This is a genomic window from Shewanella sp. GutDb-MelDb, assembly GCF_002836075.1.
Lineage (GTDB): Bacteria > Pseudomonadota > Gammaproteobacteria > Enterobacterales > Shewanellaceae > Shewanella.
The window spans coordinates 18,257-44,154 of sequence record NZ_PJBM01000264.1 but is presented as its reverse complement, the minus strand read 5'-3'; the positions used below and the strand labels follow the sequence as shown (position 1 = coordinate 44,154).

The window sequence follows — 25,898 nt, the reverse complement described above, 5'->3', positions numbered from 1 at the left end:
GATTACTTTTTATTCCACACATTCGCCGCTTGCTCATCGGAATCACGCGCTTCAACCCAGCTTGCGCCTTCTTCACCCGCTTCAAGTTTCCAAAATGGGGCTTTGGTCTTTAAAAAATCGATTAAAAACTCACACGCGGCAAAGGCTGCTTTTCGATGTGCACTGGTAACACCAATAAAGACAATCTGCTCACCTAAAGCCATGCGACCAACACGATGAATAATCGTAACGTGGTTAAGTGGCCAACGCTCACGCGCCTCAGCTTCTATTTGATTCAATACCGCTTCGGTCATGCCGGGGTAATGCTCAAGTGTGAGATCAGTAACGGCACTGCCATCATTGAAGTCACGTACTTTACCCACAAAAGTGACCACAGCGCCATCACCATTTTCTTGGCTAATTAACTGATACTCTTCTGGAACACTAAAATCTGCAGTTTGTACGCGGATCATATTAGCCTCCAGTCACGGGTGGGAAAAAGGCTACTTCATCGCCATCTTCAATAGCGCTATCCCACTGGCTAATGGTTTGATTAACCGCCACCAATAGCTTGTCTGACGCCATAATCCTGGCCCATTTATCATCTGTGGCGGCTAATGTTGCTCGCAAGCCTTCAGCTGTTTGGGTATTTTCGGCCGCTTCAACTTTGATGCTTGCGGTGCCAAGTAGCTCTCTTACTTGCGCAAAAAACAGTACGTTTATCATCTCTTTCTATACCTTAAAGTGACCAGATTTACCGCCACGCTTCTCAAGTAAACGTACTTGAGAAATCACCATATCTTTCTGTACCGCTTTACACATATCGTAAATCGTCAGTGCTGCAGTTGATGCCGCGGTTAACGCTTCCATTTCAACACCGGTTTTACCCGAAAGCTTACACAAGCTACGGATCCAAACACGGTTATGCTCAGGTTGCGCTTCAAGCTCAACCTCAACTTTAGTCAGCATCAGAGGATGACACAGTGGGATCAAATCAGATGTTTTCTTTGCCGCTTGAATACCAGCAATACGCGCCGTGGCAAATACATCACCTTTGTGATGGCTGCCTTTCATGATCATGTCGAGCGTTTCGCTCGCCATCTCGATATAAGCTTCTGCTCTAGCTTCACGTTCAGTTACTAATTTATCTGTAACATCAACCATGTGTGCGTTACCGTCTGCATTGATATGAGTAAAAGCATTTGTCATTAGGGTTAAACCTTCTTAATCAACATATTTATCAAAACACCGTATAGATAGCCTGCTAACGCAATATATTGTGTTAGTACAGGGTGTTACCTATAAGTTAGTCTGTTATTTTCTTAACGTGCATCACAAAATTGCAAGGGCGATGCGTAGCGTCCAGCTGCTCTTTCAGCACTTTATTCCAACCGGTTTTACATGCTCCGGTTGAGCCTGGAAGACAAAATATAACGGTTTTATTGGCAATGCCACCGAGTGCGCGAGACTGCACGGTTGAAGTGCCGAGCTCGGTATAAGTGATATGACGAAATAGCTCGCCAAAGCCTTCGATATCGCGATCAAAGAGTGGCTTTACGGCATCAGGTGTATTGTCTCTGTCAGTAAAACCGGTGCCGCCTGTCGTGATAATCACTTGGACGTTATCTGAGGCTATCCACTGCGAGACCACGGCACGGATCTGATATTTGTCATCTTTAATTATCTGGCGGTCGGCCAAGTGATGCCCAGCTTCAAGCAGTGCACTTTCTAAAAACTGACCAGAGGTGTCGTTGTCGATATTACGGCTGTCTGACAAGGTTAATACAGCAATATTGAGTGGCAAAAATTGGCTCTGAGTACAATGTCCCATAACGGTCTCTTTAATTTAACTAAATAGCAGTCAATGCGGCGATTATAGCGGGGATCTGACGCAATAGATTTGCGTCAGATCTAAATTTAGCCACCAATAGAAGCGAGATGCTGCGTCACGCCGGTGATGCCGTCGTGCAGAAAATGTGTCTCTTTTTTCTGTGCGAGCTGTCCATGTAAACGCTCAATAAGCTCAGCTTGTTGATCTTGTGTTTGCAGCAAATCACGTAAGTCGACCCCATTTTCAGTGAACAAACACAGGTGTAACTTACCTTTGGCTGAAACACGTAAGCGATTACAGCTGGCACAAAAGTTTTTAGCATAAGGCATGATAAGCCCGATACGACCTTGGTAGTCTTGATGGCTAAAGTTTTGTGCTGGACCATCATCCGCCGAGGGAGTATCAAACTGCCAGCCCTCTTGTTGCAGCTGAGTTTTGATATCGGCGCCGGCTAAATGATGCGCTTTAAAGTAGTCGTGGCCTAAACCTGTTTCCATTAGCTCAATAAAGCGCAAATCAATGGGCGTACTTTTAATCCAATGCAGAAAGCGTGGCAAGTCCTTATCATTGAGACCCTTAAGCAATACAGCGTTGATTTTTACTCGCTCAAAGCCCGCTTCTAGCGCTGCATCGACACCGCGCATCACTTCATCAAACTTATTCTCACCGGTAATTTGATAAAACATTTTCGGGTCGAGACTGTCGACAGAGATATTAATGCGTCTGAGCCCAGCGTCATACCATTCTTGGGCATGCTTAGCTAAGCGATAACCATTGGTTGTGGTGGCGATAGTTTTGATTTTTTCGTTATCTTTAACAATCCGAATAATATCGGTGAAATCTTTACGCAAGGAGGGCTCACCACCGGTGATCCGAACTTTTTGCGTGCCGACTTCAGAGAAGGCAGAAACTAAATGTTCTATCTCATTGAGATCGAGAAACTTGGGTTTACCGTCGGGACGATAACCATCAGGGAGGCAATAAGTGCATTTAAAGTTACATACGTCAGTCACTGACATACGCAGATAATGAAACCGTCGACCAAAATTGTCTTGTAGTTGGGACATGATCACCTTTCCAAGTAAGGGGAGGTGAGATCATTTCTTTTCTCACCCCGGTGGCGTTATTGCCACGGCTAAAAACCCGTATCTGTCTCGACGTAGGATTAGAAGCTCGGAGAACCGTCAAACTTGATTATAGGCGTTTTTTGGCGACAAACCATAGCTTCATCGTCACTATTAGCATTAAAAAGCAGCACCTGTGGAATATGTGTGACCACCATCACCCAAAAAAGTGCTTAAAATAGCTGCACTAGAACAGTTTAAACTCTGTGCCGTAGCCCTATTTTGAGGTAAAGTGAAGTTAAAGATTAAAACACCCGTTTATAGTGCGTGAGCTTTTTGCCACTGTAATCATCGGGGGAAATAAAGGAAGATGAACTGATGGAACGCGAATCAATGGAGTTCGATGTTGTAATCGTGGGTGCCGGGCCCTCAGGATTAGCAGCAGCTTGTCGTTTAATGCAGATATCCAAAGACAGTGGTCAAGAACTCACGGTCTGTGTGGTAGAGAAAGGTTCTGAAGTCGGAGCCCACATTCTCTCTGGAGCCGTTTTTGAACCCAAAGTATTGGGTGAGCTTTTTAATGACTGGAAAGAGTCTGGTGCACCGCTGCACACTGCGGTCACTCACGACGAGATCCACATGCTGAGCTCAGCAACCGACGCCCGCCTTATGCCGAATGCTTTGGTTCCAAAGACCATGCACAATGAAGGCAATTACATCATCAGTGTTGGCAATCTATGCCGCTGGTTAGCCGAGCGTGCTGAAGAGCTTGGTGTTGAGGTATTCCCAGGTTTCCCTGCAAGCGAACTGCTTTTTAATGCTGATGGCAGCGTTAAAGGGATCCAGGTAGGTGACATGGGTGTTGGCGAAGATGGTCAGCCAAAAGGTAGCTATGAGCCTGGCATGGAACTTCACGCTAAATATACCGTATTTGGAGAAGGTTGCCGTGGCCATTTAGGCAAACAGCTTATTGAAAAATACCAACTTGATAATGGTAAAACCCCACAACATTATGGCCTTGGCTTTAAAGAGATCTGGACCGTTCCCAGCGAACAACATGAGCTCGGCAAAGTGGTGCATACTGGTGGTTGGCCTTTAACTGAAGGCGCGTCGGGTGGTGGCTTTATGTATCATCTCGAAAACAACCAAATTGCCGTTGGTTTGATTGTTGATCTCAACTATAAAAATCCACATTTAAGTCCATTTGATGAATTCCAACGTTATAAGACTCACCCAGTCATTGCTAAAACGCTCACTGGCGGCGAACGTGTCTCTTATGGTGCTCGTGCTATTACCAAAGGTGGCTTGAACTCTTTACCAAAACTGACCTTCCCAGGTGGAATGATCATTGGCTGTGATGCAGGTACCTTAAATTTTGCCAAAATCAAAGGTACACATACCGCAATGAAGAGCGGAATGTTAGCTGCAGAAACACTGGCACAAGCGATGCTAGCCGGAGTTGATGGAGGCAAAGATCTCCATTGTCTCCAAGACCGATTTGATGAGAGCTGGCTAAAAGAGGAACTTTATTGTTCACGTAATTTTGGCCCTGCAATGCATAAGTTTGGGACATACCTTGGCGGTGCATTTAACTTTGTTGACCAAAATTGGTTTGGCGGTAAGTTTCCGGTCACCCTTAGAGATGAAAAACCTGATTACGCCCAGATGGCGGAATCAAGTGCCTACAGCAAAATCGATTACCCTAAGCCAGACGGAAAACTTAGCTTTGATAAGCTGTCGTCGGTTTATTTGTCGAATACTTTCCATGAGGAAGATCAGCTGTGCCATCTTCGTTTAAAGGATGTGCGGATCCCAATCGATTTCAACTTGGTTAAATTTGATGAACCCGCACAGCGATATTGCCCTGCAGGGGTATATGAAGTTGTTGAAGAGGCAGGCGAGAAAAAGTTTGTGATTAACAGCCAAAACTGTATTCACTGTAAGACTTGCGATATCAAAGATCCAAGCCAAAATATCACTTGGGTCACGCCTGAAGGCGGTGGCGGTCCTAACTATCCCAACATGTAAACGCCATTGAAATTCAATTCATAAAATGCAACTTCTTAATGAATTGATATCAGTGCAGATTACGATATTAAAACTAAATGCACACCACAAGGTGTGCATTTTTAGTTGCACCAATAACAAAAAATAGACATAATCCTCCGCGCTAATATAAGAGTACAGATTTCAGACTGAAATTCAGATACCTGCCTTTATTCCTACACGTTACAAAACAGATCCCTCTTCACAAAGCTCAGCCTAAAAATAGGTTTTGCGTCCACTGTGCCGAGTCTGTTATCAATCCACTACTTTCGGCCATCAATATTGGCTGTATTAGGCAATCGAATTTTTATGAAATTGAATATGCTCACCATTAAACAGAAAATTCTGCTTACTGTGACCCTAACAGTATTACTCTCCACAGCCCTTGTCGGCATGCTTAGCCAACAAAGCGCTAAACAAGTGGTAGAACAAAGAATGTTGACCTCGGAGATGCCCAATATGTTGGCGCAGATCCGCAATAAGCTCGAACTCAACATTTCGACATTAATGAATGCCGCTCAGCAACTCGCCAACAATAAAATGTTACTCCAATGGCTAGAAGAGGATCGCCCCGCAGCCGGTGAACCTTTGCTGGTGAGCCAGTTAAACGAGATCTCCCGCCAATATGATTTAGCCCAAGCCTCTTTTGCGGATAAAGAAAGCGCGGCTTACTATACTCAAGATGGTTTTCTGCGAGAGCTAAACCCGGCTCAAGATGCTTGGTTCTTCGATTACAAGAACAGCGGCCAAGAGTCCATGCTCAATGTATTCACTGAAGACAATGGCGATGTGAAGCTATTTATTAACTACCAACAACCCAATGGTCGAGGCTTAGTCGGTTTAGGAAAATCTCTCGATGATATGGTGCAGTTATTACGCTCATTTAAAATTGAACAATCAGGATTTGTCTATTTGGTCGACAGCAAGGGGCAAGTAAAATTACACCCAGACACAGCACAAATAGGTAAGGTGGATTTAAACAATCTATATCGTGGTACCGACACTTCAAGCCTTATGCGCCGTACTGATTTCAACCTATTGAAAACAGATATCGATGGCGAAGCCATGCTCATTGCTAGCAGCTATATTCCGTCAATGGATTGGTACTTAATTGCGCAAGTACCTGAAAGCGAAATTTTTTCACTGCTCGAAGAGTCAGCCTATAAAATTCTTATCTGGACCGCGGTAATTGCAGCATTATTTATTGCGTTATCAAGCTTAGTCGCCAGTTCAGTTAGCCGCCCCATCGCCAGAGTTGCTGACATGCTGCGCGATATTGGTGAAGGTGAAGGCGATCTGCGTCAACGACTGCCGGTTGAAGGAGAAGACGAATTAGCCCAGCTAGCCAAGGGGTTTAATAGCTTTATCAGCAAAATTCAAGCCTCGATGATTGAAGTGGCAGAAACCAGTAAGCAACTCGGTTGCTCTGCCATCGATGTATCTCACCAGGCACAGCGCACTTTAGAAGACAGCCAGCTGCAAAAAGACCAAACCATTATGGTCGTTGCCGCGATTAATGAAATGGGCGCTACGGTTAATGAAATTGCCAGTAATGCCGCGCAAGCAGCAGATACAGCAAAAGCCGCAGATACGGATTCAACTAACGGTCAAGTCGTTGTGACTCGAGCACGCGAAACCATTAGTCAACTGTCCAATGATGTCGAACAAGTCGGTGAGGTCATTGAGTCACTAGCCACTCATACTCAATCTATCGAAAGTATTCTCGATGTCATTCGAGCGGTGTCTGAGCAAACAAACTTGTTAGCGCTAAATGCTGCAATTGAAGCCGCCAGAGCAGGTGAAGCAGGTCGTGGTTTTGCTGTGGTTGCCGACGAAGTGCGTAATTTAGCATCACGTACAGCCACTTCAACCAATGAAGTACAGGTGATGATTGATAAGCTGCAAGCCGAAGCGAGTCGTGCGGTTGAAGCGATGGAGCAAAGCCGTTCTCGATCTATTGAGGGAGTTAATGCTGTGGACGAAGCGAGTCAATCACTGACCGGCATTAGTGAGCGCATTGGTTCAATCAGTGACATGAATATACAAGTTGCAGCCGCCACTGAAGAGCAATCAACGGTCGTTGAAGATATTAATCGTAACGTGAGTGATATTAACGACATTACCCAGCGCACTGCAGATACCGCTGAAGATGCTGCTAAAGCCAGCCAATCACTCAGCCAGCTTGCGCATCGACTCGATTCATTAGTGGCTAACTTTAAGGTTTAACCTGAGTAATAACATTGCCTATCGAGGTCACTCGGTAGGCAACTCAAACAGCTAAATTTATGTACGTGGTTTGATAAATTTGATCGACATAGGGTATTTATAACTTTCGCCTTCACTGGCTTTCATCGCTGCAATAATCGTAAACGCAATATCAACGATCGCAATAATACCGAGTAGAATGAACCCTACACCAACCAACATCAATACGGCACTGATCATGGCATAGATCGCCATGCTGATCTTAAAGTTCAAACAGTTACGCCCACAACTATCAACAAACGGCAGCTCATCTCGCTTCATCAACCAGACGATTAATGGTCCTAAAATACTGCCAAACGGGATCAAATAGCCTGAAAAACTAGCCAAATGTACCACTACCCCCATGTTTTTCTCATCTTGAGTCACAATTCCACTCCTTGAAATATTAATATAATCAACAAACTATGCTTGTTGTACGCCATATAAACGCATTTGCCAATCTTCAATGGCATTATTCGCCATTCGACGCTGTAAACTTCCAACCCAAGATGCCGCAAGTCCAGGACAATTCGCTAAACGTTGATATTGCACGGCATCAAAATCGGGCAAGAAATAGATATGCATCGCTTCTGCGATGCTAATATCAGAACACCTTTCAATAAGCGTAATAGTGTCAGCCTCATCAATTGTGCCGCTCTTCAGTACTCGATAAAACCAGCCACAACGGCCGCTCTGTTGCATTGCTAGCGCAAAATCATTGTGACCGAACTGCAGATTGAGTTTAAAACATGGCGACCTAGGCTGTGTCACTTGTAACAGCACCTCGCCTATTTGGACAATATCGCCAATATTGACTTGGGTTTCATCCAGCCCGACAGTACTAATATTCTCGCCCATCGCAGGAGCATCTTTAAAGCCGGTGATCATATCCCAGCGGCGATATTGACCGTAATGCTCTCGAGGGAAATGGTGCAATACTCTGTCGAGCCCGCCGTGATGCTTGGGATCTGCTTGGCTATCGCCTTCAACCGTTCCTTCAGCAACAAGTAGCTGCTTACAATCGTGTTTTTGATCAATGCCACTTTGCACGGCGCCAAATTTTGTCTGGTCATTGCCGCGATATAAACCTGAAATTTGCTTAATGAGTATTTGCGCTGTCATCAAAAAATGCTCTTAATTATCATGCTTTATCCTATCACTCGTTATTGTGATAGCGATACCCTAGCTGCATCAACAATAATGAATATTATCCAGACGAGTTCAAAATAAAGTCTTGTTACCAGTATATTCTAGGACTGCTAGATCTTGATTAACTAGATAACCGTCCTCGGCATCAGACAAGGTCAACTCACACAAAATAAGAAGCTCTACTAGCGGGTTAATAGGACAATACCACTTTATTTCTGCCCTGTCCTTTTGCTTGGTACAGCGCAACATCAACACGGTTAATCAACTCTTCAGGCTTTTCTGAAGCGCGATGTTCTGCAACGCCAGCGCTCACTGTTACCCGTATTTCATTGCCATTAACTCGAATAACGCGAGCTTCTATAGAAGCTCTAATTCGCTCAGCAATATCGTGGCTACGACTCAAATCGATATTCGGCAGTAGAATTAAGAACTCTTCCCCGCCCCAGCGGCACAGCAAGTCTTCATCCCGAAGTTGAGATTTAACCATGTTACTGACGGTCTGAATCACCAAATCGCCCATGTTGTGGCCATAGAGATCATTAATGCGTTTGAAATAGTCGATATCAAAAATCAACACCGACATTGGAGTGCTATCCAGCACCGAACGAGCCAGAGATTTAGCAAAGTACTCTTCAAAAGCTTGACGATTGGCTGCACCTGTCAGCTTATCAGTCGACGCCATCAACTCTAGTTTTCGTTGATATTTACCCAAGGTCATGTTGGCTATTATCAAAATGGCCAACGTCACAAAGATACTCAACCCTAAGTTAGCCCAGAAGGTGGTAAGCAGCTTCTGTTTGCCTAAGCTTTCATCTTGTTCCACCAATAAGTACCACTTAAAATCTGCGACTAAACGGCTGTTTAGAAAAATGGTTCTACCATCTCGTTCATATGATAAAGCAGCGCTAGGACTGGTTAAAATGCGGGTGGCAAGCATCTCTAGCCCTGGGGTAGTTTGTAAAGTATCGCCGCCAGAGAAACCTTCGCTATGCAAAGTGATGTTGCCTTGCCTATCGGTAAAATAGACACTGCGGTTATATCGAGTTTGATAGAGCTCAACCATTTTTTTTACACTTTCGACTGCCAAGCCGACACCAGTAACTCCAATGAAATTGCCGTCAAAGTCGAACACCTTATAATTAACGTAAATAACGGTTCGATTACGGTTAGCCGTATCTTGATCGATATTCACTTCATAATGTTCTGACTTAGGCAGCGAGCGCACCCTGAAATACCAAGCATCATTTGGATCAAGATCATCGATCTGTTTTAAAACACCGCTCGAATGGTAGTAATTACGGCTAGCTTCAGAAACAAAAAAGCTAGTGACAGTACCGTACTTCTCTTGGATCTCTTTAAGATAGCGTACGACCTTATCTGGCGATTTCTCTTGATCTAGAGTCCAATCACGTACAAAGGTATCTTGCGCCATTAGCGATGAAATAAAGATAGGTTTGAGTAGATCCTGTTGTATTTCTGAATAAATATTATCACTGGTTAACGGTAAAGTATTTTCTTCGATTTGCTGACTTAATGAATCATGTGCCACTTGATAACTGATACCGCTGGTGACCACAAAAGCTGCTAGTAACAAAACCGTTAGGGTCCAGATAAACCGTTTTTTATCGTTCCACACTTTATGACCCATATACGATGCTCACTTCACGCGATTAAATTGAACCCACTCAAACAAGCCTAACTTGTTAACTAAGTGTTAATATTAACTGAAAATCGCTTGGCTCGCATTGATTATTAGTATTGATAAGAGGGGGGTTATTGTAGAAAAATGGCCCTGTAGGAGAACAGGGCAAAAAGCAGTTTAAAAAGAGGTTAATAAACTAAGGAAAACGTCAATCCATAGCTAAAGCTACTTGATAATAGTGACATTAAGATGACGATTTAGATTGAGCTCCTGCACTTAAATACTCTTTTAAGCCTTTCCCTGGGATTGAACTCTCACAGGCCACTGCGTAGCTAGACCAGGTCGAAGCCTCTTGCATCGACTCAACCATGGTTAATTTGTTAACCAGACCGTTAATAAGGCCTGCAGCATAAGCATCTCCCGCGCCTGTGGTATCAACCACCACACTCGGCACTGCCGCCACATCAACGGGTTCGGATCCACTGTAGAGCGTGGCGCCATTTTCACCATCAGTCACAATAAAATATTGCAAACTTTCGCCCGCTATCGACTTGGCAAACTCCCATGGCTGCTGTCCGCAACGCCCATGCATATCACTTAAGGAGGTTAATAAAATATGGCAAGGTCGAGCTCGCTCATCTTTAGCCAATTGGGCTATCACCCAACAATGCTTAATCGCCGTTTTCGCCCAGCTAGCAGCACCTTCAGATGATGAATTAATATAAAAAGCGTCAATCGTCCCCCATTGAGGCGGAATGGGTAACTCAAATGTCGGTCGCTCGGGACGAATGATGGTTCGCTCACCATCAGGCGTCATCATCAATAGCATTTCGTTAGTAGGACCCGCTCGACGCTGCACTAAGCTGCAATTAATCCCCTGAGTACTCGCTTCTGCTAACAACCAGTCACCGACGTCATCACGCCCAACTTCAGTCACTAACGTCACTTGATGTCCAGCCCAAACTAAGCCGATCCCCGTATTAGCACCACCGCCACCAAGCCTCTGGCCGCCATCTTGATAATGAAATCGACCTCCTGTTTTCAGCGGTTTATTGAGGTTAAAGATACGATCACAGTTTAAGTTTGCGACAAGTAAAATACTGGCCATGACAACCTGATAAATAGAGTGCGATACATTGATAGTAAGAGATTTGTATTCGTGCGCCAAGCCCAATGCGTAAGTCATTAGCTTTTATCTTGAGAAACGGTTCAATTTTCACATTCCCAAGAATGCTCTGGAGTGATTTTGGGCGTTTTATAGTCGTTTCATGTAAGACATCTCTCAAGCAGGCGTGAGACTTGACGACATTTTTAACTAAATATGCATTTGCCGCCAGCATTAAGCTTCAGAAAAACCTCGTAATAATGAATTATAAATCTTTTCTGTTATTCCACCCATTTTGACTATACTTAAAACACTTACACAGTCACGGCTTGACTGCGTATATCATGGCCACATCCCAACGGAATAGGATAGTTGAATGGACTCAATTATTAGTATGGATGAACTCACGGAGTTCCAGGAGTCGCTCGAGACTCGTCTCAAACGTTATAAAGCGTGTCTTTATGAGTTTGATAAAATGCGATATACCGATACGTATATCGTACAAATTAGGGAAGATATCGTTCGTTTAGAGCACCTAATTTCGCTGCAGACATAAGAAATTTTTCAGGGTAAACAAACAAAGCGGTAAATACTCTCAAGTAGTTACCGCATTTGCTGTGGAGGAGTTTAGTGGACCTAATTAAATCAATTTATAATATTAGCTTAGCCAATATTAACTGATTACATATCACTTTCTTTTAGTGGTTTACGCAGTTGAGCTCGGACATTGTCCATCCCAGAGTAAAACTCTTTCATCATCAACAACCCCATCATTTTACCGTTATCAGTAACAATCAAATTATCACGATCCATCGGGTCATTTTTGATAGCACCAATAGCCTTCATCGAGGTCATCTCTTTAAATAAGGCGGTATCTAGGTTGACGCCAAATGTCTCACGGAAGTACTTACGTGATAAACGCCCTGAGAACATCCCTAGCAGGAATCGATACTGCATCACCTCTTTACGACCGTAGTTTTTTTGCTGCTCAACACCCATATGGCCACTTCCAATTCGCTGTTGATACTTCTTCAACGAGAAGGTGTTCACGTAGAGCGTGTCATCTAAGAAACTGAATGAGCCTGAACCTACGCCTAAATACTCGTCGTAGTCGATAACGTATTCATCAAAACCTTCATTATCTGTTTTGCCAAATGCCCAAGCTGAAAGCTGATTGTATTGGCCATTCAGGCTATTTAAAATCTGACGATATTGGCGCACCATGTCACCTTGAGGCGCGGCCAACTTACCTTTAACACTCTTACGTGTTTGATGCGTGATCATCAGCGGGTAAGTGGTGATTTGACGTGGGTCTAACTTTGCCGCCATATCTAAGTCATTTTGGATCACTTCATCTGTTTGACCACGAAAGCCAAAAATAAGATCGACGTTAATGATCGGAAACAGCTCTTTAGCTGCCATGATTTTATCGAATGTCTGCTGACCAGTACCAAACTTATCGATCCGATCAGTCATGGTTAAAATGTCATCGTTAAAACTCTGCACCCCAATAGACATACGATCAACTAAGCCCTCAAGCTGCTTAAAGCCTGGACGGTCTAAGTGTTGTGGATCTGACTCACATGACACTTCTTTAATACTTGGGAACAGTTTTTTCGCATGCTCGATGGTTCGGGCAAGTTCATCTTCTAAAACAGTGGTGGTACCACCGCCGATATACATAGACTCGAAGTCGTAACCGAGGTTTTTGACCATATCCATCTCTTTTCGCAAAGAGATAAAGTAGCTACGAGCCTTATCTTCATTGAACAGAAAACGATGGAAAGTACAGTATGAGCACAAGGTATGACAGAAAGGCACATGCGCATAAAGCATGTATTTCTTACCTTCAATTGGGTTTGGCATCATCTCGGCAGAAACCGTATCGAGCCTTAAATTGCGATCGACATAGAACTGCATCACCTTTTCCATGCTACTAATCATCCAATCTGGCGTGGTGATATTAGCTTTATAAGGTTGAGCGCTATCGGGCAAAATAATTGAAGACATAAAAATTCCTATCAAAGATGGCTGTTCAAAAATAAAGAGAGATGTACCGAATTGAACTAGCGGAGAGCAAAATTAACACTTTAAATCACAGTAAAACGTGATTTGGTTATAACTTAGCGTTTCCTATCAAGGAAATGTAGAGCATTTTGTTAAGTAAGTCATGTTTTAGCAAAGGCGCATAAATCGACCAACTCGTCATTTGTCCGTTTAAAACAAAAACACCTCAGTGAATAAATCAACTGAGGTGTTTGCCGTTCAAGCCTTAGATACTAAAGAATTTACTCTTTGTATTTAAGCGTTCCATTCTCTTTGATCTCATCGAACCAAAGATTGTGGTGCTGGCTTGCCCAAGTTTCATCACAGTAACCTGAAACCATACATTCCATACCACCTTCAGACATAACCGTAGCCATAAAGATATGGACGATTGAGAAAGCAGTAATGATGATAGCGCTGATAGAGTGAAGTACCAATGCAATCAAGCTCAATGTACGGCTAGGCTCGAACAAGTTCGGGAATAGCAGCAACATACCTGAAGCAGAGATCACTAGACCAAATAAAGCGAAGGCCCAGAACCATAACTTCTCACCCGCGTTAGCGAAACCAGCATCAGGATGCTTACCTTTAAATGGACCGAAGTTGATGTAACCACCAACAACCATCATCCACTTAATGTCGTACATCTTTGGTAGTTGATTTTTAGCCCAAAGCGTTGTCATTAATGCCCAACCAAGCATGAACGGGATCGCCATGTAGTCGTGCACTTGCTTTGCAGCATAGACAAGGTTTGACCATATACCTTCACCTATATATGGCTGGAAGAAGAAACGTCCCGCCAATAGTGTTAGGCCAGTCAAAATTAACAGTAGGCATGGAATAGCGCCTAACCAGTGAATTGACACGTCAAATTTAGACCAACGGTACACTAACTTACCTGAGAAACCACCGTGCAGCTTGGAGATGCCATTCACTTTGATAAACAGGATAAAGATAATGATCATACCAAATAGCGCGGCCATTAACGCCGGTGCTAATAGGTCACTACGCAGCTCAAGTACACGTAAATCATACGTGTTGATTGGCTGAGCATGGAATTCACTTAACGATGTTGTACGACCTTCTGCACCCGCTTTAAGCTGTGACCAAATTTGGCCATTATCCACTTTAGCATCATCAGCATGATCTGCACTGTCATGAGCAAAAGCTGTCACACTGAATAACAGTGCAATAGCGATACCTATGTGTTTAAACCATTTGTTCATAATACGTCCTCTGTTACTGCTTGCTGGCCCAACTAAACAGGCCAACAAGTAGTATGTTGGAAGATGTTCAACCTAAGTTGATCAACCCCAAATTGCGTTTTTAGAACCACGGTATGCAACACGTTCACGGAAGATAGAAGAAATAACTCCAGCATCCCCCGCTAGTAGCGATTTAGTTGCACACAGTTCGGCACACATAGGTAGCTTACCTTCAGCGATACGGTTAGAACCATATTTCTGACGTTCTGCGTCAGAATGGTTCTCTTCAGGACCACCAGCACAGAAAGTACACTTGTCCATCTTACCGCGAGCACCAAAAGCGCCGCCTTGAGGGAACTGAGGAGCACCAAATGGGCAAGCGTACAAGCAGTAACCACAACCGATACAAGTATCTTTGTCGTGCAGTACGATGCCATCTTCAGTCTTGTAGAAACAGTTTGCAGGGCAAACAGCCATACAAGGTGCATCACTACAGTGCATACAAGCGACAGAAATTGACGCTTCGCCCTTCACACCATCATTGATTGTCACTACGCGACGACGTTGAATTCCCCACTCAAGAGCAGAGTCGTTTTCATTCTTACATGCTGTGACACAACCGTTACACTCGATGCAGCGCTTGGTATCACATAAAAATTTCATTGTAGCCATTCTGGCAATTCTCCTAGCTAATTCTGCAATTACGCTTTAACGATCTGGCACAACGATGCCTTGGTTTCCTGCATCTGAGTCACAGGGTCATAACCATAAGTCAATGCTGTGTTACAAGACTCACCAAGAACATAAGGTACAGTGCCCTCTGGGTAGTTAGCTGCAAGGCTTTCACCGTGCATATGACCCGCGAAGTGGTAAGGCATCCAAGTAACACCAACCTTAACGCGTGGAGTGACCATAGCCTTAATCTTGATTCGGCCACCTTCAGCACCTTCAAGCCATACAGTGTCTCCGTCGCGAATTGCGCGATCAGCAGCATCAGCAGGGTTAATTTCAACAAACATCTCTTGTTGAAGCTCCGCAAGCCAAGGGTTACAACGAGACTCTTCACCACCACCTTCATACTCTACTAGACGACCAGAAGTCAGACCTAGCGGGTACTTAGCTGCTGAGTCTTTCTCTTGAATTGACTTGTACAGCGTCGGTAGACGATGAACTTGCATGTCATCATATGTTGGATACTTAGACACAAGATCACGACGTGGCGTATAAAGCGGCTCACGGTGAATTGGTATTTCGTCAGGGAATGTCCAAACAATACAGCGAGCTTTAGCGTTACCGTATGGGATGCAACCGTGCTTCATTGCTACACGTTGGATACCACCAGAAACGTCAGTCTTCCAGTTTCTACCTTCAGCTTCTACTTTCTCTTCTGCTGTTAGGTCATCCCACCAGCCAAGCTGCTTAAGCATGTCAGCGGTGAATTCTGGGTAACCGTCTTGAATTTCCGCGCCTTTAGAGAAGCTACCTTCAGCCAATAAGTTCTTACCTTTATACTCAACACCAAAACGAGCACGGAAGTTACCACCGCCCTCAAGAACATGTCTGCTTGTGTTATAAAGGATCTGTGTACCAGGGTGCTTCTGCTCTGGTGTACCCCAACATGGCCAAGGTAGACCATAAGTATCGCCTTTAGCAGGACCGCCAAGAGCTTCAAGAGTTGTGTTGCTAAATGTGCCCCAGTTTTGAGTATGCAGCTTCAAACGCTCAGGGCTTTGGCCTGACATGCCGATCGTCCACATACCGCGGTTAATTTCGCGAGTAATGTCTTCAATAACAAGAACATCATTTGCGTCTTTAGCGATACGCTTAGTGTACTCATCAGCAAAACCGAGCTTTTGAGATAGACGGTACATAATCTCAAGGTCAGTCTTAGATTCGAATAATGGCTCGATAACCTTCTCACGCCACTGCTGGCTACGGCCAGAGTTAGACACAGAACCTTCAGTTTCAAACTGAGTGGCTGCAGGAAGAAGATAAACACCATTCTTACGACGGTGCATGACACCTGCCATTGTTGGGAATGGATCAACAACAACAACCGTATCCATCTTATCAAGTGCATCACGGACATCGCGCTGACGAGTTTCAGTGTTAACTGATTGTCCCCAGAAGAATGCCATACGAATGCGATCTTTTTGTGCGAGTTTTTCAGGCGTTTCTAACACACCGTCATGCCAGCGAGAACAAGGAATACCAGGAGTATTCATTGGAATGCGACCAAGATATGAGTTTTGGTCAAAACGACTCTTAACCCAATCAAAATCTAGGTCCCAAACGTGGCTCCAATGTTTCCAAGAGCCCGTCTTTAGACCGTAGTAACCTGGTAGCGTATCGAACAATAGACCTAAGTCAGTCGCGCCCTGTACGTTATCATGTCCACGGAAGATGTTTGTTCCGCCGCCTTTAACACCCATGTTACCAAGGGCAAGTTGAAGGATACAGTAAGCACGAGTGTTAGCATTACCCACGTGATGCTGAGTACCACCCATACACCAAACAACGGTACCTGGACGGTTATCCGCCATCAGTTTAGCTGCTTGGTAAACATCTTCTTCTCGACAACCAGTGATGTTCGCCACTTCTTTTGGTGGGAATTTTTTCGCTTCTGCGCGAATTGATTCCATCTCGAAAACACGCTCTTGAATGAACGTCTTATCTTCCCAGCCATTTTCAAAAATGTGCCAAAGCATACCGTAGATGAATGGAATATCAGTACCCGGACGCAGATCACAATGTAAATCAGCATGCGCAGCAGTACGAGAGAAACGTGGATCAACTACAATAAGTTTTGCGTTATTTTTCTCTTTCGCGATCAGGATATGCTGCATTGCAACAGGATGCGCTTCAGCAGGGTTAGCCCCGATGAAGAAGATTGCATTTGCATTCTGAATATCGTTGAAAGAGTTAGTTTGCGCACCGTAGCCCCAAGTGTTAGCAACACCGGCTACCGTGGTAGAGTGACAAATACGTGCAGAGTGGTCGACGTTGTTCGTGCCCCACATTGCCGCAAATTTACGATACATGTAGCAGCCTTCGTTCGAGAACTTAGCACTACCCATAAAGTAAAGTGAATCTGGACCAGATTCCTTACGGATATCTAGCATCTGGTCACCAACTTCGTTCAAAGCTTGTTCCCAAGATAGTTTCTTCCACTTGCCATCAACAAGTTTCATTGGGTACTTAAGACGCTTCTCACCGTGACCATGTTCACGTAGCGCAGCACCTTTAGCACAGTGTCCACCGTTGTTGAATGGGTGATCAAAAGCAGGCTCTTGACCTGTCCATACGCCATTTTGTACTTCTGCGTATAAACCACAACCAACAGCACAAGCACTACATACTGTGCGCTTGATTTCAGTGGGTGCATCATGTGGGACATCTTTGGCTTCTGCTCGGCGCATCATGCCTGTACCCAACAACGAAGCTGCAGCAATACCACCAGATGTGATACCAGCTTGCTTCATAAATTGACGACGGCTAATACCTAGAGTTTTTTTCTCTACAGTAGGTGCCGCGTTGGATTTACGAGTTAATTGCATCGCTTAAATTCTCCTAAACTAGCCGCGTAAGCTATTGTAATAACTGCGAACGTGAGCAGTTTCTTGATAGCCATTAGCACTCTTAGTGCTGACATTATTTTCACTTGCTTGAGCTACACTCACGCCTGTTGCGGCGATTGCGACACCTGCGGTGCCACCAATTGTGAGCGCTTTCAGCAAAGATCTGCGGTTCAGATCAGGCTGTTGCTTCTTCATTTTTGCTCCTGGTATGGAAGGAATATTCTTTATTAGAAATTATCAGGGCACCTTTTTCTACGAGCTCATAACACGGCCACTTGTTAATCAAGTGTTATCATCAAACGAGTTAGTCAAAAGAAGGTGATTGTTATTAAAAACATCCATAAGTTTCGCGGACAATATATGAGAAAAAGGCAGCAGGAAAATTGATCTGAATCCAATTCAGCTGCGGAAAACATCATCAATACCACTAAAGTGTTAGCTTAATCATGTTTTATATAATGGAGGTGTTTAGGCGGTACAAGTAAAGCAATAATGCGCATAACTAATTGTTAATAACAATAGTAACTTAAGCGTTACATTGTTTAGCAGGAGAATAACTTAGCGTGATAGATTTTTAAGCAAAACAGAGCCTCTGAAAGAATCTGAAATAGGGGGAGATTACTTATCAAATGCATTAAAATCGTTCGTGGATTACAGGCAAAAAAAAGCCCCCGACTTATTTGGCCAAGGGCATTTATGACTTACAGCTTAAGACTTATAACTCATAACCAGAGTTTAATCTTTATACTCTAAGGTACCGTTTTCTTTGATTTCGTCATACCAAAGATTGTGGTGCTGAGAGGCCCAGTTTTCATCACAATAACCAGAAACCATGCACTCCATACCACCTTCACTTAATACTGTCGCCATCCAAATATGCACGATAGTAAAGGCGATGATGATAATCGCACTAATAGCATGAATTAACAGTGCAGCCATAGAGGCTTCGCGTGGTAGATCCAAACCTGGCAATACTAGCATTAAACCTGACGCGGCAATAAATAGCCCGAATAAGGTTAATGACCAGAACCACATTTTCTCACCAGCATTAGCAAAGCCACTATCAGGATGCTTGCCTTTAAATGGACCAAAGTTGATATAACCACCAACTACTAGGAACCATTTTAAGTCATACATCTTGAAGGTTTGCATTGGCATCCATTTAACAACACACAGGATCCAAGACACAATAAATATCGGTCCGACCCAATCATGTATCGTTTTGGTACCATAGATGAGACCAGCCCAGAAGCCTTCCCCAACATAAGGCTGCAATACATATTTACCCAGCATGATATTTAAACCAGTAAAAATCAGTGCCAAACATGATGTCGCTAATACCCAGTGGATCCACAGGTCTGCTTTAGTCCAACGCAGCACCATTTTTCCAGAAAAGCCCTTACTCAGCTTAGAAGGACCATTTACCAAGTAGAAAAACAGGAACGCAGCAAATACACCGACAACAGTAATACCCATCACTGGTGTTAAGTACTGGTTTCTTACGTCTTTACCTTGGTTACCCGCAACGTTAATCAATACACCTGGCTCAATACCTTGAGCTGTTGTAAAGCCTGAGTCGCCTGCTCTTACCGCGCGCCAAAGATCAGCTTCACTGGTTTTACCCGCTTGCTGTTGGCTCGATTGTTCATCTGCTGCTATTGCTGATGTGCTAAGTCCCAACCCCATAGAAAAAACCAGAGGGATAACTAGCATTGCGAACAAGCTGCGCAGTGATTTCATATACATATTCACTCCTTAATTGGGCTATACACCAAAGTGCATAGCCCTATTCAGCCCTACGCGCCAGTCTTTGGGGTATAACCCCATATTGCGCCAGGGTTTCCTCTAGCTGCAATACGCTCACGGTAGATATCAGATACTACGCCAGCATCACCCGCTAACAGTGCTTTAGTTGAACAAAGCTCTGCACACATTGGCAATTTGCCTTCGGCGATACGGTTAGCACCATACTTCTGGCGCTCTGCATCTGAATGAGTCTCTTCTGGGCCACCGGCACAGAAAGTACACTTATCCATCTTGCCGCGACTACCAAATGCTGTCTTCTGAGGGAACTGAGGCGCTCCGAAAGGACAAGCATAGAAGCAGTAACCACAACCGATACACGTATCTTTATTGTGTAATACGATGCCATCTTCAGTGCGGTAGAAACAATCTGCAGGACAGACTGCCATACAAGGTGCATCAGTACAGTGCATACATGCCACTGAGATTGACGCTTCACCCGGTACACCATCATTGATAGTGACTACGCGACGACGTTGAATGCCCCACTCTAGAGCGGAATCGTTTTCGTTTTTACATGCTGTGACGCAACCGTTACACTCGATGCAGCGTTTGGTGTCACATAAGAATTTCATGACTGCCATAATGGCTTATCTCCTCATCAAGTTAATTAAGCTTTGCTGATCTGACACAAAGAGGCTTTCGTCTCTTGCATCTGAGTCACAACGTCATAGCCATAGGTCATTACAGTGTTGGCAGATTCGCCAATAACGTAAGGTACTGTTCCTTCGGGATAGTTCTTCTCAAGGCTCTTACCTTCGAATACACCCGCAAAGTGGTATGGCATGAAACATTCGCCAGCGGTAACTCGAGGAGTTACCATCGCTTTAACTGTGATTTTTGCCCCTTCAGGACTATGAACGAAAACATCATCACCATCACGTAAACCGCGATCAGCAGCATCCGCAGGGTTGATCTCGATAAACATTTCTTGCTGAAGTTCTGCAAGCCATGGATTTGAACGAGTCTCTTCACCACCACCTTCGTACTCTACCAAACGACCCGTTGTAACGGCGAGTGGGAAGTCTTTGGCAAAATCCTTTTCCTGAATTGATTTATACAGGGTAGGAAGGCGCCAAACCATACGATCATCATAAGTTGGATACTTAGAAACCAAGTCACGACGTGGTGTATAAAGTGGCTCACGGTGTAATGGAATATCATCAGGGAAGTTCCAAACGACGCAACGCGCTTTAGCGTTACCGTAAGGAATACAACCGTGCTTAATAGCCACTCGCTGAATACCACCTAAGATATCTGTCTTCCAGTTTTTACCTTCAGCAGCAACTTTCTCTTCAGCCGTTAGATCATCCCACCAACCAAGTTGCTTAAGCATCTTGTCGGTAAACTCTGGATAACCATCTTGGATCTCACTGCCTTTTGAGTAAGAACCTTCAGCTAAGATATTGGTGCCATTATGTTCAACACCATAACGAGCACGGAAATTACCGCCACCGTTAATCACTTCACGACCAGTACGGTACAAAATTTGTGTACCTGGATGCTTCATCTCTGGAGTACCCCAACAAGGCCAAGGTAAGCCATAGGTTTCACCTTTAGCAGGTCCACCTGGTGCTTCAAGCGATTTAATATCGAAGGTGCCCCAGTTTTCTTGGTGCATTTTCAAACGCTCTGGGCTTTGACCGGTGTAACCAATGGTCCACATACCGCGGTTGAATTCACGGGTCATATCTTCAATCAACGGCTCTTCACCATTCACCTTGATATTCTTACAGAGCTCACTTTCAATGCCCCACTTCTTCGCCAAATTATACATAATCACATGATCTGGCTTACATTCGAATAGTGGTTCAATCACTCGTGAACGCCACTGTAATGAGCGATTAGACGCTGATACAGAACCGTAAGTTTCAAACTGTGTTGCCGCAGGAAGTAAATAAACACCATCCGTACGTTCGTGCATGACACCCGCCATAGTTGGATATGGATCCACTACAACCACTGTTTCCATCTTGTTCAATGCTTCACGCACTTCACGACCACGGGTTTCAGTGTTAACTGATTGTCCCCAGAAAAATGCCATATGAACATTATCTTTCTGCGCAATATTAGCTTTATCTTCAAGTACACCATCATGCCAACGTGAACATGGGATACCTGCAGAGGTCATTGGATCTTGGCCTAAATGTTTTTCTTGATCAAAGCGGCTCTTAACCCACTCATAATCTAAGTCCCAAACATTACACCAGTGCTTCCAAGAACCTGTTTTTAATCCATAATATCCTGGCAAAGTATCACATAATAAACCAAAGTCAGTTGCACCCTGAACATTATCGTGACCACGCAAAATATTCGTACCACCACCAGACACGCCCATATTACCTAGGGCTAACTGGAGAATACAGTATGAACGAGTGTTCGCATTACCGATGTGATGCTGAGTACCACCCATACACCAAACAACAGTACCAGGCTTAGTTTCAGCTAAAAGCTTAGCCACACGGTACATCTGCGCTTTTGGTATCCCAACCACGTTTTCAACTTCAGCTGGATCATATTTTTTCACTTCTTCACGGATACGTTCCATACCGTAAACACGCTGATTAATGAAATCTTGATCTTCCCAACCATTTTCGAAAATGTGCCATAACAGGCCATAGATGAATGGAATATCAGTACCCGGACGGATATGTACGAACTCATCAGCCTTAGCTGCAGTTCGAGTAAAACGAGGGTCGACAACAATAATTTTAGCGCCACGCTCTTTACCTTCCAGAATATGCTGCATCGCGACAGGATGCGCTTCTGAAGGGTTAGAACCGATAAACATCATCACTTTGGAGTTGCGCATATCGTTGATTGAGTTGGTTTGCGCACCGTAGCCCCAAGTGTTTGCAACACCGGCTACAGTGGTAGAGTGACAAATACGCGCTGAGTGGTCGACATTGTTGGTGCCCCACATTGCCGCTAATTTGCGATACATATAACATTGTTCGTTAGAGAACTTGGCACTTCCCATGAAGAAAACTGAATCTGGACCAGACTCTTTACGGATATCAAGCGCTTTTTGTCCCACTTCTTCAATCGCTTGTTCCCATGAAAGACGTTTCCACTTACCGCCTTCTAGCTTCATTGGGTATTTAAGACGTTTAGCTCCATGACCTACTTCACGTAAAGCCGCACCTTTTGCACAATGTCCACCCGCATTAAATGGGTGATCAAATGCAGGTTCTTGACCTGTCCAAACACCATTTTGGACTTCGGCGTACACACCACAACCCACTGAACAGTGAGAACAGATAGTACGCTTAATTTCAGTTGGGGCATCGTGAGGTACATCTTTTGCTTCTGCTTTACGCATCATTCCTGCGCCAAGCATTGATGCCGCAGCAATACCACCTGTTGCGAGACTCGCAGACTTGAGGAATTGACGACGGTTTAAACCTAAGACAGCCTTAGTAGTTGTGGCTGCTTGGTCTGTTTTGCGGGTTAATCGCATCACACACTCTCCTTTAATTATTGACTACGAAACGCTTATTTACTGCGTAACGACGCATAATAACTACGAACATGATCGGACTCTTGGTAGCCATCGCCTTTCGCAGCGGGGGCAACTTCAGGTGTCGCAGCTAGCGCTTGACCACTGACCGTTGCCACTGCGCCAGCGGCACTGCCGATCGCCAATGCTTTAAGCAGTTGACGACGACCCATGTCGGAAGCTTGCTTCTTCATAGTGTCTCCTTTGGTTTTACTGATATTGAGATAATTTGCTTAATAAAGATTAAACGTATCACTCATTTAATATAGAGATTGCTCTCTTTTTTTGTCTATGCCTGCTAACTCTAAGACTCAGCAGACATAAATTCAGCCTTACACTGACAATGGCTTACGAAGCCAGTTCGTTAGTGCTTGGTTCAATCTTTTCCGCTTCGCTGCCTGGGCAGTTAACTGGAATATTTAAACTTAACTGTTCAAACTCATTTGCTTCGATAACAAAAAATGCTTTTGCAAGTTCTGCTACCGTGGCATAAAACGCCGCGCTCGGTGTTTTAGCTAACGTCTCGCAAAAACGTGCTATCCAGCTACCCATATGGCGCTGATAGAAAGCGAGCTGGCGGTAACCAGGTGCCTCAAGGATCAAAGTGCCCATTACTTCACATAAAGCGGCAACGTGATCTTCAGGTTCTTTCACTTCCTCTTCGCGCTCGAAACCAAGCTGCATTAGGTCATTACGTAACAAGGCTAATGGCTTATCCATTAGTGACCCTGTCATAAACCAGCTGCCATAAGGTAAGATTTCACCACTGCCCACACCGAGGAAAATATCAAAATACTCATCCTCAAGCTGCTCTGAAGTGAATTGCTCTGCCGCCAACTTGAGTCCAACCCAAGCTTTGGTCATATCGCTATCGTCATTAGCATCAATCTCTAATCCCGCTAAAAACTGCAATAATTCGGTGCTAGGCTGGCGACGTAATAGTGCAGCTAGTAGCTGATAAATATCTGCTCTCAACTGATCGTTTTCTGAAACTTCTCTTACTAATTCGGTCATGGCTAAACTCTTATCGCAGTTGCTTTTCAGGATCTTGAAGAATGTCTTCAAACATGTCTTTCACTCGACAGTCGCCACACATCTTTAAACGATCTGTGTTGGCACTGAAGGCACTGTGGGTTCCTACCACTTCTAGCATCCGTTTGACCATGGATTGCGTTGCGAATGGTGTGCCGCAAGTAATACATTCAAACGGGGCTTCCTCATGTAAGGTTTGACGCGCCTGACGCGCAGCTTTATCTAAATTAACCTGTGGCGTTAAGCTGATGACGTTTTCAGGACAGGCGGCTTCACATAGTCCACATTGCACGCAATCTTGCTCTACAAAGTGCAGTGAAGGCAGGTCACCACCGTCGGTTAACGCTGCTGTAGGACACGTTGCCACACAAGACATACACAAGGTGCAGCTCTCAACATTAACGCTGACACGGCCATAAGGGATGTTACTTTGAGACAAGCAAGTGTCGACTGATGCCGCTTGATTATTGAGATGATCGATAGCCTCATAGATCGTTTCACGCTTGGTTGTAGCCACAAATTCTGCAGGTACTATAACTGGCCAGCTTGCGCTAGTAGTCAGCAGTTCAGATAACTCATCTGCACCCGCTTCCGTTAAGTGATGTTCGCTGATTAAGCTAATACGACGTGGTTGCCCCATCTCATCGAGAATGTCGTTGGCTAACGCCAGTTCACCCTTCAGCATTTGAGTTAGTGTAGGCGCTGTAGCATCAGTGTTAAGAATCAAGATTTGACGAGCGCCCCAGGCAAGAGACGACATCCAATGATCAACACTAGCGACGGTTATCTCTTCCAATTCAACAGGGATAATATCGCCCGCTAATTGGTCAGTGACCAGTTCTGCACCTTTACCAATATCATGGAACAACACGACAGGGGCTATTTGCGCTTGCGAGCGAAAACGAGTCACCAGTTGATTCAGATAGGTATGCATAGATTGCGGAGTCGGAAGGTCATAACTAATCGCGCCTGTTGGGCACGCATTCGTACAACTACCCGCACCGTGGCAGAGGTATGGATCGATTTCGATTTTTTTCTCAACACTGGCAATCGCATCTGCGGGGCAGAAATTCAAGCAACGAGTACAACCTTCATTACCATTACGATTATGTGCGCAGATGTCGCTATTAACTTTGATATAACGCGGCTTGTCGAACTCGCCGATTAGATCGGGTAACTGCTCAATTGCTTCGGCTAGTTTGACTTGATCTTGGCCAACATAAAAATAGCCAGGCGGTAGCATTTCAAGGTTAATACAAGGACTCATGCTCAAATCAAGAATCAAGTCGAAATGCGCTTTACGAATAGCAACAACACTTAAATCCGCACTACCCTCTTCATGTTCAACTTTAACTTGGAATTGACCAAGGAAACCTTTTATCTCGATAAGCTTGTTGTAATAGCTCTCAACATCTTCAGCTGAAGTCATGACGAGCTCTAGATGTGCTTCGTCTTGGCTAGTGATGGCTTCGTTTGCCAAAATGGCACACTTACCCATGTGGGACAATTTGTCGGCTGCTAGACGCGCCAAGTCTTCTGGCCCGATAACGAGCACATTGCCCTCGGTGGTATAACTCACGGTCGGTGGGATTAGATTTTGAATAACCTGGGTCCCAGCAAGAACCTGTTGTCGAACCTCTTTGAGTCCAACTTGTGTTTCACGATTGCTCACATT

Annotated in this window: 23 protein-coding genes and 1 riboswitch; of the genes, 3 read left to right on the top strand and 20 right to left on the bottom strand. The window is 44.4% G+C overall.

All coding sequences use genetic code 11. From position 1 onward, the window contains the following. Positions 1–2: 2 nt before the first annotated feature. The 5 genes from moaE to moaA all read right to left on the bottom strand — a co-directional run bounded on the left by moaE (position 3) and on the right by moaA (position 2,877). Positions 3–452: a molybdopterin synthase catalytic subunit MoaE gene (gene moaE / locus CXF82_RS21275; protein ID WP_102044905.1), complete on the bottom strand. Its 450-nt coding sequence runs from the start codon at positions 450–452 to the stop codon at positions 3–5. Between the two features lies 1 nt (position 453). After that, positions 454–705, bottom strand: a complete 252-nt coding sequence (gene moaD, locus CXF82_RS21270; protein WP_102044904.1) for a molybdopterin synthase sulfur carrier subunit — start codon at positions 703–705, stop codon at positions 454–456. A gap of 6 nt (positions 706–711) precedes the next feature. Continuing rightward, a complete protein-coding gene (gene moaC, locus CXF82_RS21265; RefSeq protein WP_101090098.1) occupies positions 712–1,188 on the bottom strand; it encodes a cyclic pyranopterin monophosphate synthase MoaC in 477 nt (158 codons plus the stop codon). Between the two features lie 97 nt (positions 1,189–1,285). Further along, positions 1,286–1,810 carry a molybdenum cofactor biosynthesis protein B gene (moaB, locus tag CXF82_RS21260; protein ID WP_102044903.1) on the bottom strand — a complete coding sequence of 175 codons (525 nt, stop codon included), beginning with the start codon at positions 1,808–1,810 and terminating at the stop codon, positions 1,286–1,288. A gap of 86 nt (positions 1,811–1,896) precedes the next feature. Further along, positions 1,897–2,877: a GTP 3',8-cyclase MoaA gene (moaA, locus tag CXF82_RS21255; RefSeq protein ID WP_101090100.1), complete on the bottom strand. Its 981-nt coding sequence runs from the start codon at positions 2,875–2,877 to the stop codon at positions 1,897–1,899. Next, a riboswitch (molybdenum cofactor riboswitch) is annotated at positions 2,865–3,001 on the bottom strand. (Overlaps the previous gene by 13 nt.) A gap of 251 nt (positions 3,002–3,252) precedes the next feature. Here moaA and CXF82_RS21250 point away from each other — a divergent pair. Beyond that, positions 3,253–4,902: an electron transfer flavoprotein-ubiquinone oxidoreductase gene (locus CXF82_RS21250; protein ID WP_102044902.1), complete on the top strand. Its 1,650-nt coding sequence runs from the start codon at positions 3,253–3,255 to the stop codon at positions 4,900–4,902. Positions 4,903–5,229: 327 nt separating this feature from the next. Next, positions 5,230–7,146, top strand: coding sequence for a methyl-accepting chemotaxis protein (locus tag CXF82_RS21245; RefSeq protein ID WP_102044901.1), 1,917 nt, complete (start codon positions 5,230–5,232; stop codon positions 7,144–7,146). Positions 7,147–7,203: 57 nt separating this feature from the next. On the opposite strand, the gene CXF82_RS21240 is transcribed toward CXF82_RS21245, so the two are convergent. The 4 genes from CXF82_RS21240 to CXF82_RS21225 all read right to left on the bottom strand — a co-directional run bounded on the left by CXF82_RS21240 (position 7,204) and on the right by CXF82_RS21225 (position 11,063). Next, entirely contained in the window at positions 7,204–7,530 is a 327-nt protein-coding gene (locus CXF82_RS21240) for a DUF4870 domain-containing protein (protein ID WP_102044931.1), read from the bottom strand. Between the two features lie 57 nt (positions 7,531–7,587). Further along, a complete protein-coding gene (locus CXF82_RS21235) occupies positions 7,588–8,286 on the bottom strand; it encodes an MOSC domain-containing protein (protein WP_101090103.1) in 699 nt (232 codons plus the stop codon). A 217-nt stretch (positions 8,287–8,503) separates the two neighbouring features. Next, on the bottom strand, positions 8,504–9,961 hold the full coding sequence (locus tag CXF82_RS21230; protein ID WP_101090104.1) for a sensor domain-containing diguanylate cyclase: 1,458 nt from the start codon (positions 9,959–9,961) through the stop codon (positions 8,504–8,506). 238 nt (positions 9,962–10,199) lie between these two features. Next, a complete protein-coding gene (locus CXF82_RS21225; protein ID WP_101090167.1) occupies positions 10,200–11,063 on the bottom strand; it encodes a PfkB family carbohydrate kinase in 864 nt (287 codons plus the stop codon). Positions 11,064–11,436: 373 nt separating this feature from the next. On the opposite strand from CXF82_RS21225, the gene CXF82_RS21220 reads away from it, so the two are divergent. Continuing rightward, complete coding sequence (locus CXF82_RS21220) at positions 11,437–11,616, top strand: hypothetical protein (protein WP_101090105.1); 180 nt, start codon at positions 11,437–11,439, stop codon at positions 11,614–11,616. 125 nt (positions 11,617–11,741) lie between these two features. Here CXF82_RS21220 and CXF82_RS21215 read toward each other — a convergent pair whose 3' ends face one another. From CXF82_RS21215 to CXF82_RS21165, 11 genes are all read right to left on the bottom strand, one after another. Then, on the bottom strand, positions 11,742–13,070 hold the full coding sequence (locus CXF82_RS21215) for a coproporphyrinogen III oxidase family protein (protein WP_101090106.1): 1,329 nt from the start codon (positions 13,068–13,070) through the stop codon (positions 11,742–11,744). 278 nt (positions 13,071–13,348) lie between these two features. After that, positions 13,349–14,332, bottom strand: a complete 984-nt coding sequence (locus tag CXF82_RS21210; protein ID WP_102044900.1) for a formate dehydrogenase subunit gamma — start codon at positions 14,330–14,332, stop codon at positions 13,349–13,351. 81 nt (positions 14,333–14,413) lie between these two features. Beyond that, complete coding sequence (fdh3B, locus tag CXF82_RS21205; protein ID WP_101090108.1) at positions 14,414–14,983, bottom strand: formate dehydrogenase FDH3 subunit beta; 570 nt, start codon at positions 14,981–14,983, stop codon at positions 14,414–14,416. Between the two features lie 29 nt (positions 14,984–15,012). Then, positions 15,013–17,868, bottom strand: a complete 2,856-nt coding sequence (locus tag CXF82_RS21200) for a molybdopterin-dependent oxidoreductase (RefSeq protein WP_101090109.1) — start codon at positions 17,866–17,868, stop codon at positions 15,013–15,015. A gap of 18 nt (positions 17,869–17,886) precedes the next feature. Beyond that, positions 17,887–18,084, bottom strand: coding sequence for a twin-arginine translocation signal domain-containing protein (locus CXF82_RS21195; RefSeq protein ID WP_101090110.1), 198 nt, complete (start codon positions 18,082–18,084; stop codon positions 17,887–17,889). A gap of 540 nt (positions 18,085–18,624) precedes the next feature. Beyond that, positions 18,625–19,635: a formate dehydrogenase subunit gamma gene (locus CXF82_RS21190; protein WP_101090111.1), complete on the bottom strand. Its 1,011-nt coding sequence runs from the start codon at positions 19,633–19,635 to the stop codon at positions 18,625–18,627. A 50-nt stretch (positions 19,636–19,685) separates the two neighbouring features. Then, entirely contained in the window at positions 19,686–20,276 is a 591-nt protein-coding gene (fdh3B, locus tag CXF82_RS21185; RefSeq protein WP_101090112.1) for a formate dehydrogenase FDH3 subunit beta, read from the bottom strand. A 26-nt stretch (positions 20,277–20,302) separates the two neighbouring features. Beyond that, the gene (locus CXF82_RS21180) at positions 20,303–23,152 is read right to left on the bottom strand and encodes a formate dehydrogenase subunit alpha (protein WP_101090113.1); all 2,850 of its coding nucleotides are present in this window, start codon (positions 23,150–23,152) and stop codon (positions 20,303–20,305) included. A gap of 35 nt (positions 23,153–23,187) precedes the next feature. Next, positions 23,188–23,385 carry a twin-arginine translocation signal domain-containing protein gene (locus CXF82_RS21175; protein WP_101090114.1) on the bottom strand — a complete coding sequence of 66 codons (198 nt, stop codon included), beginning with the start codon at positions 23,383–23,385 and terminating at the stop codon, positions 23,188–23,190. Between the two features lie 154 nt (positions 23,386–23,539). Then, the gene (locus CXF82_RS21170) at positions 23,540–24,205 is read right to left on the bottom strand and encodes a TorD/DmsD family molecular chaperone (protein ID WP_101090115.1); all 666 of its coding nucleotides are present in this window, start codon (positions 24,203–24,205) and stop codon (positions 23,540–23,542) included. Between the two features lie 10 nt (positions 24,206–24,215). After that, positions 24,216–25,895, bottom strand: coding sequence for a 4Fe-4S binding protein (locus CXF82_RS21165; RefSeq protein WP_102044899.1), 1,680 nt, complete (start codon positions 25,893–25,895; stop codon positions 24,216–24,218). Between the last annotated feature and the right edge of the window lie 3 nt (positions 25,896–25,898).

What these genes read in the sequence shown, in the direction of transcription:
- moaE (WP_102044905.1), bottom strand. Translation starts at nt 452, where the DNA reads ATGATCCGCGTACAAACTGCAGATTTTAGTGTTCCAGAAGAGTATCAG.
- moaD (WP_102044904.1), bottom strand. Translation starts at nt 705, where the DNA reads ATGATAAACGTACTGTTTTTTGCGCAAGTAAGAGAGCTACTTGGCACC.
- moaC (WP_101090098.1), bottom strand. Translation starts at nt 1,188, where the DNA reads ATGACAAATGCTTTTACTCATATCAATGCAGACGGTAACGCACACATG.
- moaB (WP_102044903.1), bottom strand. Translation starts at nt 1,810, where the DNA reads ATGGGACATTGTACTCAGAGCCAATTTTTGCCACTCAATATTGCTGTA.
- moaA (WP_101090100.1), bottom strand. Translation starts at nt 2,877, where the DNA reads ATGTCCCAACTACAAGACAATTTTGGTCGACGGTTTCATTATCTGCGT.
- CXF82_RS21250 (WP_102044902.1), top strand. Translation starts at nt 3,253, where the DNA reads ATGGAACGCGAATCAATGGAGTTCGATGTTGTAATCGTGGGTGCCGGG.
- CXF82_RS21245 (WP_102044901.1), top strand. Translation starts at nt 5,230, where the DNA reads ATGAAATTGAATATGCTCACCATTAAACAGAAAATTCTGCTTACTGTG.
- CXF82_RS21240 (WP_102044931.1), bottom strand. Translation starts at nt 7,530, where the DNA reads ATGGGGGTAGTGGTACATTTGGCTAGTTTTTCAGGCTATTTGATCCCG.
- CXF82_RS21235 (WP_101090103.1), bottom strand. Translation starts at nt 8,286, where the DNA reads ATGACAGCGCAAATACTCATTAAGCAAATTTCAGGTTTATATCGCGGC.
- CXF82_RS21230 (WP_101090104.1), bottom strand. Translation starts at nt 9,961, where the DNA reads ATGGGTCATAAAGTGTGGAACGATAAAAAACGGTTTATCTGGACCCTA.
- CXF82_RS21225 (WP_101090167.1), bottom strand. Translation starts at nt 11,063, where the DNA reads ATGGCCAGTATTTTACTTGTCGCAAACTTAAACTGTGATCGTATCTTT.
- CXF82_RS21220 (WP_101090105.1), top strand. Translation starts at nt 11,437, where the DNA reads ATGGACTCAATTATTAGTATGGATGAACTCACGGAGTTCCAGGAGTCG.
- CXF82_RS21215 (WP_101090106.1), bottom strand. Translation starts at nt 13,070, where the DNA reads ATGTCTTCAATTATTTTGCCCGATAGCGCTCAACCTTATAAAGCTAAT.
- CXF82_RS21210 (WP_102044900.1), bottom strand. Translation starts at nt 14,332, where the DNA reads ATGAACAAATGGTTTAAACACATAGGTATCGCTATTGCACTGTTATTC.
- fdh3B (WP_101090108.1), bottom strand. Translation starts at nt 14,983, where the DNA reads ATGGCTACAATGAAATTTTTATGTGATACCAAGCGCTGCATCGAGTGT.
- CXF82_RS21200 (WP_101090109.1), bottom strand. Translation starts at nt 17,868, where the DNA reads ATGCAATTAACTCGTAAATCCAACGCGGCACCTACTGTAGAGAAAAAA.
- CXF82_RS21195 (WP_101090110.1), bottom strand. Translation starts at nt 18,084, where the DNA reads ATGAAGAAGCAACAGCCTGATCTGAACCGCAGATCTTTGCTGAAAGCG.
- CXF82_RS21190 (WP_101090111.1), bottom strand. Translation starts at nt 19,635, where the DNA reads ATGTATATGAAATCACTGCGCAGCTTGTTCGCAATGCTAGTTATCCCT.
- fdh3B (WP_101090112.1), bottom strand. Translation starts at nt 20,276, where the DNA reads ATGGCAGTCATGAAATTCTTATGTGACACCAAACGCTGCATCGAGTGT.
- CXF82_RS21180 (WP_101090113.1), bottom strand. Translation starts at nt 23,152, where the DNA reads ATGCGATTAACCCGCAAAACAGACCAAGCAGCCACAACTACTAAGGCT.
- CXF82_RS21175 (WP_101090114.1), bottom strand. Translation starts at nt 23,385, where the DNA reads ATGAAGAAGCAAGCTTCCGACATGGGTCGTCGTCAACTGCTTAAAGCA.
- CXF82_RS21170 (WP_101090115.1), bottom strand. Translation starts at nt 24,205, where the DNA reads ATGACCGAATTAGTAAGAGAAGTTTCAGAAAACGATCAGTTGAGAGCA.